The 19,798-nt window shown below is 51.6% G+C and carries 13 protein-coding genes; 7 read left to right on the top strand and 6 right to left on the bottom strand.

Annotated elements, in window-relative coordinates:
• The first annotated feature begins 91 nt into the window (after positions 1-91).
• Positions 92-1,981: an amidophosphoribosyltransferase gene (locus BM123_RS21565; RefSeq protein WP_090172822.1), complete on the top strand. Its 1,890-nt coding sequence runs from the start codon at positions 92-94 to the stop codon at positions 1,979-1,981.
• Positions 1,982-2,170: 189 nt separating this feature from the next.
• Here BM123_RS21565 and BM123_RS21560 read toward each other — a convergent pair whose 3' ends face one another.
• Positions 2,171-2,956: a hypothetical protein gene (locus BM123_RS21560; protein WP_090172820.1), complete on the bottom strand. Its 786-nt coding sequence runs from the start codon at positions 2,954-2,956 to the stop codon at positions 2,171-2,173.
• Between the two features lie 250 nt (positions 2,957-3,206).
• Here BM123_RS21560 and BM123_RS21555 point away from each other — a divergent pair, with 250 nt between their 5' ends.
• Positions 3,207-4,106, top strand: coding sequence for a TIGR01777 family oxidoreductase (locus BM123_RS21555; protein WP_090172818.1), 900 nt, complete (start codon positions 3,207-3,209; stop codon positions 4,104-4,106).
• 133 nt (positions 4,107-4,239) lie between these two features.
• Positions 4,240-5,004, top strand: coding sequence for a TIGR03915 family putative DNA repair protein (locus BM123_RS21550; protein WP_090172816.1), 765 nt, complete (start codon positions 4,240-4,242; stop codon positions 5,002-5,004).
• A 201-nt stretch (positions 5,005-5,205) separates the two neighbouring features.
• Here BM123_RS21550 and BM123_RS21545 read toward each other — a convergent pair whose 3' ends face one another.
• From BM123_RS21545 to BM123_RS21530, 4 genes are all read right to left on the bottom strand, one after another.
• Positions 5,206-6,837 carry a choice-of-anchor B family protein gene (locus BM123_RS21545; protein WP_090172814.1) on the bottom strand — a complete coding sequence of 544 codons (1,632 nt, stop codon included), beginning with the start codon at positions 6,835-6,837 and terminating at the stop codon, positions 5,206-5,208.
• A 93-nt stretch (positions 6,838-6,930) separates the two neighbouring features.
• Positions 6,931-7,446, bottom strand: coding sequence for a YfiT family bacillithiol transferase (locus BM123_RS21540; protein WP_090172813.1), 516 nt, complete (start codon positions 7,444-7,446; stop codon positions 6,931-6,933).
• Positions 7,447-7,581: 135 nt separating this feature from the next.
• The gene (locus BM123_RS21535; protein ID WP_090172811.1) at positions 7,582-8,556 is read right to left on the bottom strand and encodes a polyprenyl synthetase family protein; all 975 of its coding nucleotides are present in this window, start codon (positions 8,554-8,556) and stop codon (positions 7,582-7,584) included.
• 149 nt (positions 8,557-8,705) lie between these two features.
• Positions 8,706-9,596 carry an SdiA-regulated domain-containing protein gene (locus tag BM123_RS21530; RefSeq protein ID WP_090172809.1) on the bottom strand — a complete coding sequence of 297 codons (891 nt, stop codon included), beginning with the start codon at positions 9,594-9,596 and terminating at the stop codon, positions 8,706-8,708.
• A 103-nt stretch (positions 9,597-9,699) separates the two neighbouring features.
• Here BM123_RS21530 and pdeM point away from each other — a divergent pair, with 103 nt between their 5' ends.
• On the top strand, positions 9,700-10,431 hold the full coding sequence (pdeM, locus tag BM123_RS21525; RefSeq protein WP_090172807.1) for a ligase-associated DNA damage response endonuclease PdeM: 732 nt from the start codon (positions 9,700-9,702) through the stop codon (positions 10,429-10,431).
• A 335-nt stretch (positions 10,432-10,766) separates the two neighbouring features.
• On the opposite strand, the gene BM123_RS21520 is transcribed toward pdeM, so the two are convergent.
• A complete protein-coding gene (locus BM123_RS21520) occupies positions 10,767-12,179 on the bottom strand; it encodes a CCA tRNA nucleotidyltransferase (RefSeq protein WP_090172806.1) in 1,413 nt (470 codons plus the stop codon).
• A gap of 285 nt (positions 12,180-12,464) precedes the next feature.
• Here BM123_RS21520 and BM123_RS21515 point away from each other — a divergent pair, with 285 nt between their 5' ends.
• The 3 genes from BM123_RS21515 to BM123_RS21505 all read left to right on the top strand — a co-directional run bounded on the left by BM123_RS21515 (position 12,465) and on the right by BM123_RS21505 (position 19,701).
• Complete coding sequence (locus tag BM123_RS21515; RefSeq protein WP_090172804.1) at positions 12,465-14,309, top strand: lamin tail domain-containing protein; 1,845 nt, start codon at positions 12,465-12,467, stop codon at positions 14,307-14,309.
• Between the two features lie 167 nt (positions 14,310-14,476).
• Positions 14,477-15,091 carry a uracil-DNA glycosylase family protein gene (locus BM123_RS21510; RefSeq protein ID WP_090172802.1) on the top strand — a complete coding sequence of 205 codons (615 nt, stop codon included), beginning with the start codon at positions 14,477-14,479 and terminating at the stop codon, positions 15,089-15,091.
• A 173-nt stretch (positions 15,092-15,264) separates the two neighbouring features.
• Positions 15,265-19,701, top strand: a complete 4,437-nt coding sequence (locus BM123_RS21505; protein ID WP_090172800.1) for a T9SS type A sorting domain-containing protein — start codon at positions 15,265-15,267, stop codon at positions 19,699-19,701.
• The last annotated feature ends 97 nt before the right edge of the window (positions 19,702-19,798 follow it).

Here is a 19,798-nt window from a genome sequence, read left to right as displayed (position 1 = left end):
CCAAACCTTCTTCAAAAAAAGTCTCTCTTGCCACCATTACCCTTAGCACCTGTTGTTATCTTTGCAACTTACTCCTAAACGGGTTCCCTACATGAGTGACGCTATCCACCACGAATGCGGCCTGGCGATGATCCGCCTCCGCAAACCCCTGAGCTATTATCAGGAGAAATACGGCACCCCGCTTCACGGCCTGAAATGCCTGCAGTTGTTGATGCGTAAAATGCGTAACCGTGGACAAGACGGCGCCGGCATGGCCACCATCAAGCTCGATCATCCGCCCGGGAAGAAGTTCATCAGCCGAAAGCGATCCAATAAAACCAATTACCTCGACGATCTCTGGAAAGGTGTTTACAAACGCTTTGACGAATTATCCCCCGAGCAACTCGCCGACCCGGATTACCTCAAAATGAACCTGCCCTATACCGGAGAACTCATGATGGGGCACCTTCGTTACGGCACACACGGGAGTAACGACATAGAAACCTGCCACCCTTTCCTGCGGCAGAGTAACTGGAAAACCCGTTGTCTCATCGTAGCCGGTAACTTTAACCTGACCAACGTAGATGAACTCTTTCAGGAACTGGTAGAACTCGGGCAGTACCCTAAGGAAAAATCTGACACGGTAACGGTGTTGGAAAAGATTGGCCACTTCCTCGATGATGAAGTCCAGCGTATTCACCAATGGCATAAACCTGATGGGCACTCCAACATCGAGATTAATGACATTATCGCGGACGAACTGGACGTGCAACGCCTGCTCAAACGAGCCAGTAAAAAGTTTGACGGGGGCTACGTGATGGGGGGAATGATTGGACACGGTGACGGGTTCGTCATGCGGGACCCCGCAGGCATTCGCCCTGCCTTTTACTTTGAAAACGAAGAGTTCATCGCCGTCGCCAGTGAAAGGCCGGCGCTGCAGACCGTCTTCAACGTACCCTTTGGCACGATCAAAGAGGTGAAGCCCGGTCATGCCCTGATCATGAAGAAGAACGGGGATATGCTGATGAAACCCTTCACGAAGTTATTGCCACGCGCTGCCTGTTCCTTTGAGCGGATTTACTTCAGCCGTGGAACAGACCGGGACATCTACCTCGAACGCAAGGAACTTGGGCGCCTGCTGGCTCCCGCCGTTGTGAAGGCCATTGATTATGACTTCAATAACACGGTTTTCAGCTATATTCCGAATACGGCCGAGACGGCCTACCAGGGGATGATTGAGGGCCTGGAGCAAGAGCTGACCGCCTGGAAAAAGAAGGCGTTGAAGAAAAAGCAAAAGCAGGGTAAAAACGGGATGAGCAAAATCCTGAACACCAAAGTCCGCAATGAAAAAATTGTGGTGAAAGACGGTAAGACCCGAACCTTCATCGCCGATACGAGTAGCCGGGGAGATATGGTGAGCCATGTCTACGACGTCACCTACGGTATCGTTCGCAACAACGTTGATACACTCGTTTTGCTGGATGATAGCATTGTGCGGGGTACAACCATGCGGGATTCGATCATTAAGATTGTCAGCCGGCTTAAGCCTAAGCGTATTCTCATCGTTTCGTCCGCGCCTCAGATTCGCTACCCGGATTGCTACGGCATCGATATGAGCCGGATGGGGGAGTTTGTTGCCTTCAAGGCAATGGAAGCCCTGCTGGAGAAAAAGGGTAAGAAGCGACTGATGAAGCAGGTACACAAAAAAGCCCTGGAAGAGCTGAAAAAGCCAGACGCGAAGCAACGGAATGTGGTTCAGGAGCTATACGACCAATTCTCCTATGAGCAGGTGAGTGACATGATCGCCAAAATCATTACCCCGAAGGGTACTGAACCACAGATTGACGTCATCTATCAGACCATCGAGGACTTGCGCATAGCCTGCCCGGATAATAACGGAGACTGGTACTTCAGTGGCAATTACCCGACGCCGGGTGGCTTCCGGGTGGTGAATAAGGCTTTTTGTAACTATATGATTGGTAGTAACGAGCGGGCTTATTAGACTGGTGGTAAGTCTTCCGAAAGGTTGGAAAAGTCGAGGGGGTTCAGATCAGTTCGCCTGTAGATTGACCCGCTTCCGCTAGGGCCGACCTCCAGGCAAAAGGAGATTAGTTACAGGCTGAAAATTGCCCTAACCAGCTGAAAGCGGAGTTAGGGCAATTTTCGGAAACCGTACTCGCGTAGCAAAAAGTTATAATCCTCCCAGTCGGCGGGCCTCCATCCTATCGTTGGTCATAATATCACAGGGATTATCACGTGAACTTTCCCTGATAGTAAAGTTCAGGGTGGTTTGCTTGTCACTAACGCTATTGCTGACGGAAATAATAGCCCGGTAGTTTCCAGGTGGAAGATGACGACCATTTTCCGCCCGGAATATTTCCATCAGGTTGAATTGGCTGGGTGGGTTGCCATTCCTGAGGATCTGGTTGCCAATTTGTGGATGACGACCTCCCGGTAATACTTCCTGGAATCGGTAATTGGTTGTGGTGCCATTCCTGAAGCCGGATCGGATATTTATTGGCGTAGAACTGCAATATTGGGGCAGGTTCTCCACGAAGGCGGCTGAGCCGGATACGTCATTCGGAACACAAACGTTCGTTCCTCCTTCAGCATAATAAGCTCCTAAAGCGACCCACTGAGACTTTACGCTAACGTGGTAACTGCCGCGGGGAGCATTCTGAAGTACGGCGATATAAGTACTACCGGAATAGTGGTTGGCCGGAACAACGGTGCCGTTAATTTTAATGTTCCGGGGTTGTTTTGAGCAACCCAGACTCACTTCAATGGCCGGCCGGTTATTCTGACGGATGACCTTAATGCTGCAAGAGGTGCAATTTTTTTTGGGGGTGAATAATCCCTGGACGACTTGTTTGTCAGAAGGGGCTGAGCCAATCGGTTCTGCTGTTCGGATGTTCTGGCCGGTAGCCATGGAAACAGAGAACAAGATAAGAAAGAAAGGAAGCAAAATGCGTTGCATGGTATTGGGTTTTGTTTCTCTCTGATTGCGGTAATGAGAGAAACCTTACCCCTGCTTTTCCCTCATTCAGGTTAAGGAAAGCTTAAAGGATGAGCCGACGGATTTTTTGGGCGATGCCGCAGGTCCTGGATCCCGTTCCTTACGGGGTGCAAAGAAAGGTGGGAGCAACAATGTGGGGAGTGCTTATACGCCCGGAGAATATTCTCTGTATTCTTCAGAACACTTTCACCCTGACTAACCTTTATCCTGTATGGCAACAATACTCATCGGTGGTGGCACGGGATTCATCGGCAAGCACCTCAGCAAACGATTACAGGCTCTCGGCCACGAGGTGCGTCACCTCAGCCGGTCGGCACGACCGGATAGCGCGTTCAAGACCTTCGTCTGGGACGTAGAGAAACAGACCATTGACGATGCTGCTTTCACCGACGTTGACTACGTGGTCAATCTTGCTGGCGCCGGCATCGTTGATAAACGCTGGACGGAGGCCCGCAAGCAGGTCATCATTAACAGCCGGGTCAACAGCAGCGGCCTGCTGGCGGCAACTTTTGCCAGATTAGGAGTCAAGCCTAAGCTCTACCTCTCCGCCAGTGCAATTGGTTATTATGGCGATCGCGGCAGTGAATGGCTAGGGGAAGATGCGGCGCCTGGCGAAGGTTTTCTTACCAAAAGCTGTGTCCTCTGGGAGGAAAGTGCCGAAGAGGTCGCTCGCCTGGGCATTCCGGTATTCATTAACCGAACGGGCATCGTCTTGCATCCCAAAGAGGGCGCGCTGCAAAAAATGCTCATTCCCCTGCATTTCTTCGTCTCGACCTATTTCGGAGATGGCCGCCAATACTACTCCTGGATCCATATCGATGATATGGTGGAAACTTATGTCTTTGCCATCGGGCAGCAGCTGGAAGGGATCTACAATGGTGTTGCGCCGGTTCCGGTCACCAACAAAAAACTGGCTGCGGCCCTCGGGCCCGCTAAAGGGAAACCCGCCCTTGTGCTGCCGGCTCCCGCCTTCGCCATGAAACTGGCGATGGGGGAGATGAGCCACACCGTCCTGGATGGAGCCCGCTGCTCCGCTGAAAAATTCCTTAACGCTGGCTTCACCTTCCAACACCCGGAAATTGATGGCGCGCTTAGTGATTTACTCGCTTGATTTCATGTTCCCATCCGCTGTATCTTTTGCTGGCGTAGCCGCAAAAGTTCATCGGATGTGTAACATGAAGGCGCAGGCCCTGTTTGTAAGGTCAATTACAAACCAACGAACCAAAAGACCAAAGAACCACCCCGTGACTTTCACCTACGACGGCACCTTCCCCGGCCTCTTCTCCGCCATTTTCGAAGCCTACCGCCTCAAAGCGGAGGTAGAGGACATCGTTGCAGAAGACGTTTATCAGCAGCAACTGTTCGCGGATGCCCTTCACGTAGAGACTAATGAGGAACATGCCCAAAGAGTAATGAAAGGGCTGCGGGCCCGCAGCGGGAAAGGAGTTGTCAGATGGCTACGTCGTGCCTTTCTCACGGAACAATCAGGAACGGAGCGGCTTATTTACCACTTCGTACGGCGTCAGATGGAGAGCGATAAGGATGTCCGTGAGGATGCTTCTGACGAGAAAGTCCGCCGCCTCCAGCGCCTGGACCAGCAAATGGGACGAGAGGTACACCGGATGCATGCCTTCGTTCGCTTTCAGGAAACACCGGACGGGATGTTTGTCTCTTTGGTTAACCCCGACTTCAATTGTTTGCCGCTGTTGGGACCACATTTTTCGGCTCGCTACCCGGCTATGCATTGGCTCATTTATGACACAAAGCGGCATTTCGGTCTGCACTGGGACCCGACGGTGAAAAAGGCAGACTTTATTACCCTGACGGACACAAATGACGGCAAGCTGCGCCATCTTTCCGAAGAGCTGTTGACCCAGGCGGAGACGGATTATCAGGATTTGTGGAAACTCTACTTCAAGGCCGTTGACATCCCCGAGCGCCGGAATATGAAACTACACCTGCAGCACGTGCCAAAGCGGTATTGGAAGTACTTAACGGAGAAGGAGTAGTAAATGACAGTTGGGTAGTAGTGATAGTATGATAGTAGCTGCCGCACATCATATGGCCGCCTGCAATCATACTATCAATACTATTTCACCCTATATCGGATGAATTGTAAGCCTGTGGAAAGTGATTAGGCTACACGTTTCCTGTTAGGTCAAGAATCAATGCTCATTTACCTCCCTCTTGCACCTGCGGTCCCGCGCCGCCTATTCTACTACCAGTTTAATGACCTGATCTGCTGTTTTCAGGAGGTACACACCTGCGGGAAGGGCCTTGTGGAGCTGTTGTCCCCGGCCATTCGTAACCTGACGACCCTGAAGGTCATACAGTGTCCAGCTTTCATCCGTGGCAATGCCCGCTAGAGACACAACCGCTCCTTCGGCAACCGGGTTAGGGTAGGCCCGTAGAGTCGTATTTGCTTCGTTAAAGACTACCGTTTTGACGTCAGAGAGCTGCTCTGTTCCGTCAAAATCCCGCTGCCGCAGACGGTAATAGTGCGTACCACTGCCCGGCGCATCGTGAGTGAAGGTATAGGTGCCGCCAGTGTTGGCGGCTACAAAGCTTACGGAAGTGAATTGCCCCGCTACCGTAGCGTGCTCCACTTCCCACCCGGCGTTATCGGATTCGCTGGCCGTACTCCAGTTCAGGAGGGCATCTTTGCCATTCGGGATGGCGTCCCAGCTGCTGTAAGAAACCGGGAGGGCGGCAAAATTGTCGACTTTGACCACGAAAAGCCCGTTCCTCATGTCACTGGCCAGAATATTCCCGGAAGGGAGGTAAGGGTAAGCTCCCCAGACCCCTTCTGAAGGGTTATTAGTACCTGGCGTTGTATCATAGTAAGCGAGACGTTGAGGGTTGGTGCGGTCTTTAATGTCCCATACCTGCACGCCATCGTCATAGTAACTCATTACCACCAGGCTGTCACCTAATACGTAAGGATTGTGGGCCAGGTGAGTCGAAATGTCGGGGAGGCGGAGTTGCGACTGGAAGGTGCTGACTATAGACATGTCCGCGGGGTTTTCCACATCGACGATTCTTACGGGGCGGTTATTTGATTCGTCGCACATGATGACGTGCTTACCATCTGCCGTTCGCCAGTTGCTATGGTTGTACCCGATATTGACGTAGTTAGATAAGACCCCCAGTTCAATGGGAGCTGCCGCGTCAGATACATCGTATACGAACATTCCCCGGCCTTCACTATTGGCATAAAGTGTGTCATTAATGGCATAACCATCATGGATGTACCCCCCGGTAAAATTCCCATCTCTGAGATTGACGGAAGCCATCAGGCTTGGAATGGCAGGGTTGGCCAGGCTAAAAACCATGTAGCCGTCACGTTGTGCGCCGGAGTTGGTGCCGAAAGCATACAGACGAACGGGGTTGGAAGTCGTGTCCACGATGAGGTTGTGACAAGTGCGGAAGTCATCTGCACTTTGATAGACGATGCTGGCGGAGTTGGGCAGATCGCTCAGATCTATGACCTGAAGCCCCTCCATCATTGAGTTGTTGTCTACCATAAAGTAGGCGTGGTCTCCGTAGACCTTAATGTCCCGCCAGGTAGTGGCGGAATTGGCAATTGAGTTGAGCCGGGCTATTTCCGTGATGTTAGCCGGGTCGGTTACGTCGAGGATAATGACAAACTCTCTGGAGCCCAGTAAGGCGTATTCCCGCCCGTTGGCCGCGTAGCCCCAGACGTCGCTGTAGCGCCGGTTGCCAGCGCTGATCAGGCCCGGGTCATCCCAGGTTCCCAGCAGGCTCATGTTGAGGACTTGTTGGCCTGAGACATCAGAAAACAGCAGGAAAAAGGAGACAAAGAGAAAGTATAAATTTTTCAAGAGAAGAGTAGTTTGACTTAAAAGTAGGCTGGCCGTCAGGGTATAGGATCTATTACGTGCTTATAAAACTGTTTTTGTCGCCTGGAATAGTCATTATCTGGACAAGATAACTTTTAAATGGCCTAAGTGATGTTGCCCATGCCAGCTATAGTGTGCCGCCAGGGTGTCCAGACGGTAAGTCCAGCCAGAGCCTGCGTGAAAGGCGGTACGCTCCCATTGCTTATCCGAGCAGGTGGCCAGCATCGTGGCCCAACGAAGGTGGAGGCCTCGCAAAATGTCAAGGCTAACTTCAACCGGCACAGCCGTAACGTCAGGCAATTCGGCCCAGCGTGTTTCATCGTAGGGCGTAATGGTGGGGTGATCTTCCGTCAGCGTACGCTTATGGCGCACGTAGGCATTGGTGTGGCTGTCCGCCACATGATGGATAACCTGCCGGGCCGTCCAGCCGTCTTCCCGGTAGCTTTCATCCAATAGTCCGCGTTCTTTGAGCTCCTTAGCGGCGGCGGCAAATTCTTCGGGTAATCCGCCGATGGATTTAACGTAATCCAGCCGGTTGGCAGCGGCTGTTTCGTGATTTGGGAGAGAAAAAGGGCCGATGGGGTAGCGCATAGTTAGTCTTTTGGGCTGTTAGTCTTTTGATCTGCCGCAAATTAAGAGAGCAAATGAGAAGAACCTTTGGCTCCAATCCTTGCAATAGCGGGAGCACAAAATACCAACGAATCAACGAACTAAAATGCCAATGAACTAATACTTTCGCTCCACCACATAGTTGACCAGTTCTTCCAGGGCTAGCCGTGCGGGGCTCTCGGGTAATTGGTGCAAGAGTTCAAAGGCTTCGTCCCGGTAGCGGTACATTGCTTTTTCAGCGTAGGCAAGTCCTTCACTTTCGTGAACAAAGCGGATAACCTCCGCGACTTTTTCCGGCTTGTCACTGTACTTTTTGATCAGCCGGATAATTCGGCGACGATCAGAAGGATCAGCCTGATTCAGCGCATGAATCAATGGCAGAGTCATTTTCTTCTCCTTGATGTCAATGCCTCTCGGTTTACCAACGTCATCCGTCCCAAAATCAAAGAGGTCATCCCGGATCTGGAAGGCGATACCGATCTTTTCGCCAAACTTATGCATCAGCTGGAGGGTAGCTTCATTGGTTGTTGTGGAGGCTGCGCCTGCTTCGGTAGAAGCAGCAATTAAGCTGGCCGTTTTCTGACGAATGACTTCAAAGTAGATAGCTTCGTCGATGTCCAGGCGTCTCGCTTTTTCAATCTGTAGTAATTCCCCTTCGGCCAGGGCCTGCACGGCAGTAGAGGTGATTTCCAGAATGCGGTATTGCTTATGTTTCAGGGCAACCAGGAGGCCTTTCGAAAGAAAATAATCACCTACTAAGACGGCAATCTTATTCTTCCAAAGAGCATTGATAGAAAAAAAGCCTCTACGCTCATAAGATTCATCGACGACGTCGTCGTGTACCAGACTGGCGGTGTGAAGGATTTCAATGAGGGAGGCGGCAACGTAGCTGTTGTCATTGATTTCTCCGCAAGCTTTGGCGGACAGGAAAACAAACATCGGTCGCATCTGCTTCCCCTTTCGCCGGACGATGTAGTAGGTGATCCGGTCCATCAGAGCTACCGGAGAACGCATGGTTTCCCTAAACCGCTTTTCAAAAGCGTTAAGTTCAGTAGCGATCGGGCGCTTTATCTCATCCAGTTTGCGACCCATGGGGATATTGGGGTTTGGGTAAAGGTAAGGGGCTGGACGAGAACTTTCAGTAGAAAGTGAAAATCAAACAAGAGGTTTTTCCCAAGCCTGAGGTGGAGGATACACTGCCGCCCAAGTCGCCAGGAGAGTAAAGTCGGAATGAGGCTGCTTTACTTTGACCGATATGCCAGGCGGTATATCCGCGCAGGGGCTTTCTTTTTGGCTTCCGTACTAATGTATAAGGTGCCATCGGGGTCAAAGGCCAGTCCTTCGGGCTGGGGGAAGAAATCCTTTTCCAGTTTGTACAAGCCGTCTATCGTTCCGTTGGTATTGAGCACCATTAGTACTTTACCCACTGAGGAAGTGATATAAAGCTGTCCGGTTATCGGGTGAATGGCAATGGCGGAAGGGGCCAGATCGAATTCGTCACGGGCCAGGAAGAAATCACAGAGCTTTTTATGAGAGGTGGATTTCTCGCAGGATAGCAGGTAATTTTGTACGGCCTCCCGTTCAATGGCGTAGACCGGCTTCTCTGCTAAAGTTTTGGTAGCCAGGTCAAAGGAGAAAATGTAGCGTCCGTTCTTGCTGTTACCATCGTTGGAGGCATCCTTCTTACAAGCGAGCAGCAGCCGGTTTTGAGTAGGATCATAGGTAAGTCCTTCTACGTCATTGTCTCCGGTTAATGCCGTATTGTATTTTTCTACCTGCTGACTGGGCAGGCCTATATTCATAACCTGATAAAGCGTTCCGGTACTTTTCAGCACCCAAATGTCATCACCGACTGCTTCAACGCCTTCGTAATCACCATCTTTCCAGAAGGTGATAGAAGAGATCATTTTTCCTGTTCGCGCGCTGAGACGGAAAACTTTTCCTGATTCATCCTGAATAGCAAGCAGCTCATTTACCTTTTGGCCAGCCAGGGAAAGTCCTGAAATTTCGGCTAATTCCTTGGGCATCTCTCCTAATAGATCGGGAGAGGAGAGGTCATAGACCATCGTTGCCTGTTGAGCAGTTGAGAGCGTGGAGGAGAGAAGGAAAAGGGAAAAAAGAAACTTAATCATGCACTAAATTTAAGTAATGAACGACGGTAAAATTGCTTTATTACGAAAGGCTTCCAAATAGAATGGTGCCATTGGAGAAGATACAACCCAGTTTATGAGGTGAATGGAGAGAAGTCTCATCCACCCGCTTCCTGTTCATGTTCATAATGACGTTTACCTTTGGGATTTTCGGTCTCTAAGTATGGTCAGCACAAACATCAAGGGTAATCAATTGATTCTGCATCCGGAGAAGGCGGCTTATTGGCCAGCTGAAAAGGCGCTGCTGTTGTCAGACCTTCATTTAGGTAAAGGGGCCCACTTTCGACGGGCTGGCATTGCCGTGCCGAGCGCCGTTTCAGGCGCCAATTTTAGCAGGCTTCTCTCCTTAATTAAATTGTTTAAGCCCGCGCGTGTTCTCTTTTTGGGAGATCTTTTTCATAGCGACTATAATCAGGTTTGGCCCTTGTTCTGCGCTTTTACCCATGAACACGCTGAGGTGAGTTTCGAACTTATTCCGGGCAACCACGATATTTTACCCGCAGCAGCTTATCAGGAAGCCAGAATGATCCGGCAGCCGGAAATTCTCACTATTGGCAATTTGTCACTTAGCCACCATCCGCTATCGGATCAGGAGCGCCCCACTGGAACTTACAATATATATGGTCATATTCACCCCTGCGTCCGCTTGCTGGATGCGACGGGAAACAGCCTGCGGCTGCCGGCCTTCTTTTTTGGGGAGAAAGGGGGCATTCTGCCTGCATTCGGAGAATTCACGGGTTGTGCGGAAGTGAAAGCCCGCCTGGGGGATCAGGTCTTTGTGCTGGTGGAAGGAGAGGTGGTTGAGGCTTCTGTCTGAAGGATCGCTGCTCATTGGGCAAAAAAAAGATCCTCAGACGTTGCACCGTCGAGGACCTTATATTGTAGCTTTCAAACTACCTGGTAATAACTGGAATCTAGGGCGCTATGCGCCAAAACAAAAACCTTTCAGATGACGGGAGAAAACCAACAATCTACCGCCTAAAATAATTGAACACGTTTTTTGGAAAAACCAGGGAAAGAATGTTGCACCATTCCTTCCGATGTTACAAAGGTAGCAGCGGGGGAGGGGGGAGGGCACCCCATGCCAATGGGGTGGATGGGGGTAAGTGTGTTAAAATTAGTTAAGACCGGTAGTTTTTGCTCGTTTTCCGGCTAAACGGGGAATAGAGAGAGCTCTGCGGCTACTTCCAGCATTTTCCCCCTGGCGGCTTCGAGGTCGTTGGGGATGTCTCCGTCCAGAATCGCTTCCCGAACAGCGTCTTTGATGATGCCGACCTGCCGGCTGGGTTTGATGCCAAAGGTCTCCATGATCAATTCTCCGCTAATCGGGGGTTGCCAGTTGCGCAGGTGATCGCTTTCTTCAATGGCTGCCATCCTGGCCCGTAAAAACTCGTAGTTTTCCAGATAGCGTTTTACTTTCTGGGGGTTTTTGCTGGTGATGTCACTTTCGCAGAGGGTCATCAGATCATCGATGTCTTCGCCGGCTTCGTAGAGAATACGGCGGACGGCAGAGTCGCTGATCTCTTCCTGCGTAAGCGAAATAGGCCGTTGGTGCAAAGCCACCAGCTTTTGCACGTACTTTAACTTGTCATTTGGCAGGCGAAGCCGGCGGAAAATACGGGGTACCATATTTGCGCCTACGGCGTCATGGGCATGGAAGGTCCAGCCAGCGGTGGATTCCCAGCGTTTCGTGCGGGCTTTGCCAATATCGTGCAGCAGCGCTGCCCAGCGCAGCCAGAGATCGCTGCTGCGCTCCGAGAGATTGTCAACGACCTTAATGGTGTGAAAGAAGTTGTCTTTGTGCTTGCGCCCGTTTCGGCTTTCCACGCCGCGTAGCGCGGCGAGTTCGGGCAGTACGTATTCCAGTAGTCCGGTGTCATTAAGCAGCCGAAGACCAACGCTCGGCTTAGGGGAAAGCATGATCTTGTGGAGCTCCGTAGCAATCCGTTCCCAGCTGATGATTTTGATGCGATCCCGATTGTCCTTTATGCCCTTTAACGTGCTGGGGTCAATGGTGAAGCCAAGTTGACAGGCAAAGCGGATTCCCCGCATCATGCGAAGGGGGTCGTCACTGAAGGTCTTACCGGGGTCAAGCGGAGTGATAATTTTTTTGGCTTCGAGATCTTCCAGGCCATTAAAAGGGTCAACGATATTGCCGTAGTCATGCTCGTTCAGGCTGATGGCCAGGGCGTTGATGGTGAAGTCTCTCCGGTTTTGATCATCGCTGAGCGAGCCAGACTCTACGGTTGGCTTGCGGCTATCTGAGCGGTAGCTCTCTTTTCTGGCTCCGACAAATTCGATCTCCAGGTCACGATGTTTGAGCGCTGCGGTCCCGAACCGTTTGTAGACGGTCACGCGGCTACGGGGATGGAGGCTGTTACCTACCCTTTTCGCCAACTCAATACCGTTGCCTACACAGACGATATCCAGATCTTTACTGGGCCGGGCCAGGAGGCGATCACGCACGTATCCGCCTACCACGTAGGTGGGGTAGCCCAATTCAGAGGCCGCTCTACTAATGAGCTCAAAAATTTTGCGTTCGTTGTCGCGAATCTGAAAAATCATATCGGAGGGCGAAGATAAAGGTTTCCGACGAGCTGTATCGGTCCGGGGGGTGGAATAATTCGATGCCTTAAAAAGGTTATCAATAGTCTCTTTCGTTGCACGAATCGATAATTTCCACTATCCCCTTGATTGCCAGTAGAAAAGGTAAACTTTGCTTTACATTGTGGCGATTAACTTTGTAAGGATGTATGGCTTGCTTTCCCCAAAGAGAATTTGAGAAAAGTTGTGCTTTGTATCCTCTTTGCTTTGAATAACTCCCTCTTACCAACACAAGTCAGCTAACAGATGAATAAACTCTACTCTGCCTCCGGCGCCCTTACATTCCTGTTCTTCCTCCTTTGCACCTGCGTCAGCGCCCAGACAACTCAAATGCTCCAAAGCTTTGAAGGAGCTGCAACGGATGATTTTGCCTTCTCTCCCAGTCCGGCAGCTTACGGCCCGGTAAGCGGGCAGGATGATTTCTGGAATGTTACGATGAGTATTGGTAACATCATGACGGCCTCCGACGGTAGTTCTTTCTGGGGAGGGACGGATTTAATAAACCCAACCAGTGGTTTAAGTTCCGGAGAAAAGAGTATCCTGTCTTTCGATGCTGGCGTAATCTGCAATCTGACCAGTGCAAGCTTCTCATTCGATTACAATACGGATGGTTTTAACCAGACGGATGTGCTGGGATATACTCTTTATCTAGACGGGCTGTCTCAAGGCGACGTTGAAGTAGAAGATGGTACCTCCGCCGGATGGGTGACGCAGAGTGTGAATATCCCCGGAACGGCCAATACTGCCAGACTGGATATTTACGTCGTCCTTAACGGCCCACAGTCTTTCGGTATTGACAACGTACGGCTGCTGGCTACCGGCACCAATGGGAGCTGTACGCCGGTCTGTGGCATAAACATCAACCCGGCTAGCATTGCCTATAACTGTGCTGCCCTAACGGCAGGAGCGGATATGGTAACGGCCGTGATCCCCTATTCCGGAGCAGAATTAGGGGCAGTCGTAACGGCTTCTGCCGGTACCGTTGGCGGGGATGACCCGGCGAGCATACAAGACGGTGAAATCACCGTCAGTGGCCTGACGGAAGGTATGACTTACACGCTGATGATTAACGGAGGGGATTGTATGCTTACCGTTCCGCTCGAACCTTCCGCTGATCAGTGCGCCGAAGGCGTTCTGCTGATTAATGAGTTTCTGGCCTCTCCCTCTGCTGCTGAATTTGTGGAAGTGGTCAGTATCGCTACGGACCCCCTCGACCTGACGGGCTACACTTTTGAGGACAGAACGGGTAACGCCAAGGATCTGCCGGCAATTACCCTGCTACCAACCCAGGGGGTTGTTCTTTTCCTTGGGTCCGGGACACCGCCCACAAGCGCTTGCCCGGTGGAGATCGTCAATGGCGTTGGGCTAAACGATTCCGGAGACGATCTGATTTTCAGAAACCCCGCCGGGCAGGTTATCGCTCAGTACACCTATACGGGGGCTCAGGTAGTCTCCGGAGAATCACAGGCCCGGGTGCCGGATCGTGACCCGGCGGGAACCTTCCAACTGCATGGAACTATTGGTGATGGTTCTGTCCTGTCTTCACCGTGTTTTGACAATGAGGACGAAACCGTAGCGCTTCCCCTTGAGTTGATTTCTTTCACTGCGGAGACGGAGGAGAAATCGGTTGTCGTCAACTGGTCCAGTATTCACGAACTGGACAATGACCGTTTTGAACTAGAACGGAGTGCTGATGGTGCTGCCTGGGAATGGCTGGGAACAATTGAAGCAGGAGCGTCCGTTAGTAATAGCTACCAGTTTGTGGATGACAGCCCGCTAAATGGTACTAACCTGTACCGACTCCGCCAGCTTGATATTGACGGTACGGCAACCATTTATGGTCCGGTGGCGGCTAACTTCCTGGCAACAGGACTTGATATTTACCCTAACCCAACCAGCGGGGAGCTTCGTTTCCGCGGTAGCCTGGACAACGTTCAGCGGGTGAGTCTTATGACATCCGACGGGCGGAACCTCCGCGACCTGAGCCTGAACATGGCTTCTGTGCGCATGGATGATCTCCGGCCGGGTCTTTACCTCCTGCGGGTGGAAAACAAGGACGGAACGGACGTTCTCCGCTTTGTGAAACACTAATATTCTAATGGCGTGGTCGTCCTCCTTTTTATCTTGCCTGTTGAGCTACAAAAAGGAGGGCGCTGACGCAGGTCCAAGATCCTGTTCCTTACGGGGTGCAAAGGACGTTGGAAAAGCGGTGTAAAGCCAGGCTTCGCCCCTTCATTGCGGTAACCTACTCTTCCTGAATGCCAGATTTTCCCCCTCCGTTTTCTCCGTTTCTGGATGATCCTCTCCTGCGGGAGGTCAAGGGCTGTACCGTTTGCGGAGAGGCTTTACCGCTTGGTCCCAAACCGATATTCAGCGTCCACCCCAAAGCGAAAATTGCCATCATCAGTCAGGCTCCCGGTCGGCTAGCGCATGAGTCAGGCATCCCGTGGGACGACCCCAGCGGCCGTAGATTGAGAGTTTGGATGGGGGTGAGCGACGAAGAGTTTTATGATGCTTCCACCTTTGCTATTTTGCCAATGGGCTTCTGCTACCCGGGGAAAGGAAAAGGAGGAGACCTGCCTCCCCGCCCGGAATGTGCCCCTCGCTGGCAAGCACCATTATTGGCTATGATGCCTGATCTCCGTATGAAAATTCTGATCGGAGCCTGGGCACAGCATCACTACCTGGGGAAGGCTAAAAAGAAGACATTAACCGAAACGGTCCGTTCTTTTGAAGACTATCTGCCGGAGTACTTTGTGCTTCCGCACCCCAGCCCCAGAAACGGGATTTTTCTCCGTAAGAACCCCTGGATTGAGCGCGAAATTGTGCCCGTCTTTCGCAGCCTGATCGCTGCTGCGAAAGCAGAAACCTAGGCGAAGCGTTAAATTTTGGGAGGTTAGCATCTCATTTCCTACCTTTGTTTGGATATTGCCCGGGCAAAAACCGACTAAATTGAATTTGTGGAATGCCTTTATCAGCATCCCACCGCTTTGAGAAAAACGGGCAATGGTTTTAGTTTTTTTGTAATCTCAAGAATCGTGATCTTATGAAATTAGCCTTACGCTACTTAGCGTTTGTCTCTATCGTCTTTATGGCGGGTGCGCTGTCAGCGCAAACTGATACCCTGGTTCGCCTGGCGGTTATCGGAGAGATAAACGTTACCCTAAATGATAATTGTGAAGCACTGCTGATCCCCCAGGAAGTCCTGACGGGAGATTTTGATGCTGACGGAGATGGCGTTGTCATCCCCTTTGATGCTTTCTCCATATTGGTGGAAGACGGAAACCCCGAGAACGGTGCCATCATTGACCGTTGTGGAACCTATACCTTCCGGATTACGGCAGATGACGTACCGGGCTTCACCGTAGGCTGGGGTATCGTTAATGCGGAGGACAAAACCTCCCCGGAATTTACGGCGATCCCCGAAGAGCCGGCCGGCCCTTTATACTGTAATCAAATTGAAGGGATTGACCTGGGCCTCCTGCCTAACACTGTTGCCCGTTGCTACCGGGTTAACACCTTTACCGGTCAGGTGGTCGCCGGTACCCTGGACCCCCAGCTGCGCCAGCGCCTGATGGCCGGTGGTGGCTTGCCCGTGGCTACGGACAATTGCTCCGAGGAGGTAGAAATCTGTGTCAATGATATCATCACCCGCGATGCCGTTAACCCACAGTGTAACGACGTGGAGCTCACCAGAACCTTCACGGTGAGAGACGGTAGCTGTAATTCGGTTTCCGGAGAAGCTAACGACCCTGCCGTGGCGAGTTACACGATCACTTTCACTCGTCCCGGCCTTGATGATCTGGATGTTACGAACATTCCTGAAGTAATCACCATAGAATGTGATGAGTTGGAAGATATGGGTTTGGCTTTCGGCGATCTGCCGGATCCCCGCCCTCAGGACCTTCCCTTCTTCGATGGGCCGAATGGCTCTACTATTCCACTGACGTTGGGTGAAAATGGTGGCTTCTGTAACATTGGTATCACCTTTGAGGATTCCCCCCCGATTGTAACCTGTGACCTGGCTTATAAAGTGATCCGTACCTACACCGTCATTGACTGGTGTGTGCCAACAGACGTAAGAACGCTCACGCAGATTGTGAAGATTGGTGACTTTACGGCACCTGTCTTTACCGCTCCGGTTCAGGACCTGGACTTTGACGGCGTGGCCGATGATGGCCCTCTGGAGTTTTTGACGAATGCAGGTAACCAGTGTGGTGCTTACATCCGCCTTGACATGGCTTCTATCGGTCTGACGGATGCTTGCAGCAACGACCTGGAGTTACGGGCGGATGTCTTCCCTAACGGGAATACTTCTGCACCTATCGGCACTTTCACGGTCGATCTAAACGATAACAATGCGGAAATAACCTCCGTCATTCCGGTGGGTAACCACGTAATACGTTACACTTATAACGATGAGTGCGGAAATACTGACTTTACGGATGTTGACATTCTGGTAAAGGATGGCACTGCTCCCGTTGCAGTGTGTGAAGATGGCCTCAATGTGAGTATCACTTCCGGACAGCTGCCTGGCCAGAGCGCCAGCACGGGACTGGCTATCCTTACGCCCGAAATGCTGGATGCCGGAAGCTATGACGATTGCGGTAACGTAAGTCTTGCCATCGCTCGGGTTCGCCAGAATGCTGATGGTTCCTACTCCCTTCTTGCCGGTTTTTCTTATGGTTCATCAATTTCCCTCACCTGTGAAGATCTGGGTAGCGTGCTTGTTGGCCTTCGGGTAACGGACGAGCTGGGTAACGAAAACTACTGCTGGCTTTCGGTGCTGGTCGAAGACAAGGCTGCTCCTACCTGTACGCCTCCGGGCCCGATGGAACTTACCTGCATCGAGTACGAGGCCGTTGGTTTGCCAGCTACTATCCAGGAAGCGAGTGATGATGAACTGAATGCTGCCTTCGGTGAAGCTACCGGAACGGACAATTGTAACGTGGTTGTTTCTCAAAGCATCGTTGGAAGTGTAAATAACTGTGGCGTTGGTTCTTTCACCCGTACGTTCACCGCTACGGATGGTGAAGGATTCACGAACGTTAACCCCTGCCGCCAACGAATCAATGTTGAGGGTGTACACGATTATACTATCAGCTTCCCCGCTGACGCCGAAGCGTTCTGTATGCAGACGCCTAGCATTGATGATGTAATCATCGTTGAAACAGGATGTGACCTGATTACCCGCGAAATCACCATCGACACTTTCCAGAGTGATGCTGACGAGTGTTACAAACTTCGGATTAACCACAGCCTGATCAACTGGTGTGAGTACAATACGCTGGGCGAGCCTTACCTGATCCCACGGGATTTTGACGGTGATAACAACTTCCGGGAACGGACTTACCTGCACGTAATCCCTAATGTGCCCGGTGACCGTACGGATGACTCTGCCGTCCTTGACGGAGATGCGATCCGCAACAATGGTGGTTTCGTTTGGCCAGTAGATGACGGAGATGATACCGATGGTACGGATGATAACAACGGCGCTGATAATGAGGATAACGAGGCTTACGGAACGGATAACAGCCGTGGAGCTTTCCTCTACCAGCAGTTCATTAAGATCCACGATGAAATTGCTCCTCAGATCACCGAGAACAACCCCGTAGATTGTTTCCCCGCTCAGGGCGTTAACTGTACGGGTAATGTAAGCCTGGTTTTCGAACTCACGGATGCCTGTACTGCTCAAGACCAATTAGGCGTTCGTGTCGAGCTGGATGTTGACTACCGCGTAGCGGATGGGTTTAACCGCACACGTCTGTTACTGGACAGTGAAATTACCTCTGATGCCGAAGGCAATTATACCATAAGCCTTGCCAACGTTCCCGTTGGTGCCCATGCAGTCCGCGTACAGGGTACAGACGGATGTGGTAATGTTGACAATGAGATCATCGAATTCTGCGTAACGGACGCATTAGCCCCAACACCAATTTGTATCGGTCAGCTTACGGTTACCCTGATGCCTGACGGCGAGGGTGGTGGTACCGCTGCGATGTGGGCCACTGACTTCATCGCCAGCGACGTGGAAGACTGTTCTGGTGAAGTAACTTACTCTATCTACACGGAGCTGGAAGCTACGCTGCCTGGCTTCAATCCCGTCCCCGGTCGGGATGGTATCATCCTTAACTGTGATAGTGACGAGACCGTTCCGGTTCGTGTCTACGCCTTTGACCCCGCCGGTCGTGGTGACTACTGTTCTGTGTTCACGCTGGTACAGCGCACGGATAATGCCTGTGATCAGAGCCGCTTAGGTAATATTGCCGGCACGGTGATTTCAGAGAGTGGAAACGCTATTGGCGGTGTCTCTATGCAGCTCTCCGGAATTGATCTTGAGCAAGGGACACTGTCTGATGACAACGGAGAATTCCTTTTTGAAAATCTGCGTGCAGGCGAGGATTATACCATCGATGCCGATCTGGACGTCTACATCAACCACAGCCAGGGGGTCTCTACCTTTGATCTGGTGTTGATTACCCGTCACATTTTGGGGCTTCAGCCTATTCCTTCTGCTTACCGCCGTTTGGCGGCGGATGCTAACGCGGATGAGGAGATTTCGGTTCAGGACATCATCGCGATTCGCCGACTGATTCTTGGATTAGACGATAGCTACCGCAATAACACTGCCTACCGCTTTATTGATGCCAAGTTCATCTTCCCGGTTGTTGACAATCCCTGGGCAACCAGTTTCCCTGAAGTAGTCAATGAAAACAACCTGGATGGAAATGTTTTCGATGCTGACTTTATTGGTATTATGGTGGGTGACGTAAGTGGCAACGGTACGGACAACTTTGGTCAGTCCGGCCGCCCCAGAAGCGAAGCCGTTAACTTCCTCACGGAGGACGTTCAGCTCATCGCTGGTGAAAGCCAGGTTGTAAGGATCAAAGCTGGTGATGTGGCCGGTTTAGCTGGTTGGCAGGGTACTTTCCACTTTGATGAATCCGTAGACGTAACCCTGCTTGATGGTGGTGCGCTTACGGCGGCTAATCTGAATGCGGGGCTGCTGGGCCGTGGCTGGTTAGCCTTTAGCTACCATGCCGGCAGCGAGCTGACGGAGGTATCTGACCTGCTAACTCTGGAAGTTACCGCCTCAGAGAACACGAGCCTGAGTGAGGTACTGCGTATCAGTGATGATCTGGTCTTCAGCGAAGCCTACGCTAACAACGGTCGGGCTAATCTGTTGAACATTTCGTTCCTGCCTTCTGCGGTGGGGCAGGTTTCGGAGCCTCACCTGAGTGGCGCTTCGCCTAATCCACTGGTTTCGGCAACGACCATTCAGTTTGAGCTGCCCGAAGCGGCAGCTGCCAGCATCACGGTTCGTGACATTACGGGCCGCATAGTTCTGGAGCAAAAAATTGATGCCGTTGGCGGAGCTAATCAGTTGATTCTTAACCGGGAGCAGTTCCGTTCAGCCGGGATGTACCTGTATACTCTGACGTCAGGAGACTTCAAAGCTTCGCGCAAATTACTGGTTCGCTAGTAGCAGAAGCAACAAATATCTCTTTGTAACGGCCCCGACGGAATCTTTCTGTCGGGGCCGTTAAACATCTGTATTCCCCGTTTCATCAATGCTTTTT

The sequence above is a fragment of the Neolewinella agarilytica genome (assembly GCF_900110645.1).
Taxonomy (GTDB): Bacteria; Bacteroidota; Bacteroidia; order Chitinophagales; family Saprospiraceae; genus Neolewinella; species Neolewinella agarilytica.
The sequence above is the reverse complement of the archived record's forward strand: the minus strand, read 5'-3'. Positions and strand labels throughout refer to the sequence as shown.

Bases quoted from the DNA above. Each gene is read 5' to 3' on its own strand.
- BM123_RS21565 (WP_090172822.1), top strand. From the start codon at position 92: ATGAGTGACGCTATCCACCACGAATGCGGCCTGGCGATGATCCGCCTC.
- BM123_RS21560 (WP_090172820.1), bottom strand. From the start codon at position 2,956: ATGCAACGCATTTTGCTTCCTTTCTTTCTTATCTTGTTCTCTGTTTCC.
- BM123_RS21555 (WP_090172818.1), top strand. From the start codon at position 3,207: ATGGCAACAATACTCATCGGTGGTGGCACGGGATTCATCGGCAAGCAC.
- BM123_RS21540 (WP_090172813.1), bottom strand. From the start codon at position 7,446: ATGCGCTACCCCATCGGCCCTTTTTCTCTCCCAAATCACGAAACAGCC.
- BM123_RS21535 (WP_090172811.1), bottom strand. From the start codon at position 8,556: ATGGGTCGCAAACTGGATGAGATAAAGCGCCCGATCGCTACTGAACTT.
- BM123_RS21530 (WP_090172809.1), bottom strand. From the start codon at position 9,596: ATGATTAAGTTTCTTTTTTCCCTTTTCCTTCTCTCCTCCACGCTCTCA.
- pdeM (WP_090172807.1), top strand. From the start codon at position 9,700: ATGGAGAGAAGTCTCATCCACCCGCTTCCTGTTCATGTTCATAATGAC.
- BM123_RS21520 (WP_090172806.1), bottom strand. From the start codon at position 12,179: ATGATTTTTCAGATTCGCGACAACGAACGCAAAATTTTTGAGCTCATT.
- BM123_RS21515 (WP_090172804.1), top strand. From the start codon at position 12,465: ATGAATAAACTCTACTCTGCCTCCGGCGCCCTTACATTCCTGTTCTTC.
- BM123_RS21510 (WP_090172802.1), top strand. From the start codon at position 14,477: ATGCCAGATTTTCCCCCTCCGTTTTCTCCGTTTCTGGATGATCCTCTC.
- BM123_RS21505 (WP_090172800.1), top strand. From the start codon at position 15,265: ATGAAATTAGCCTTACGCTACTTAGCGTTTGTCTCTATCGTCTTTATG.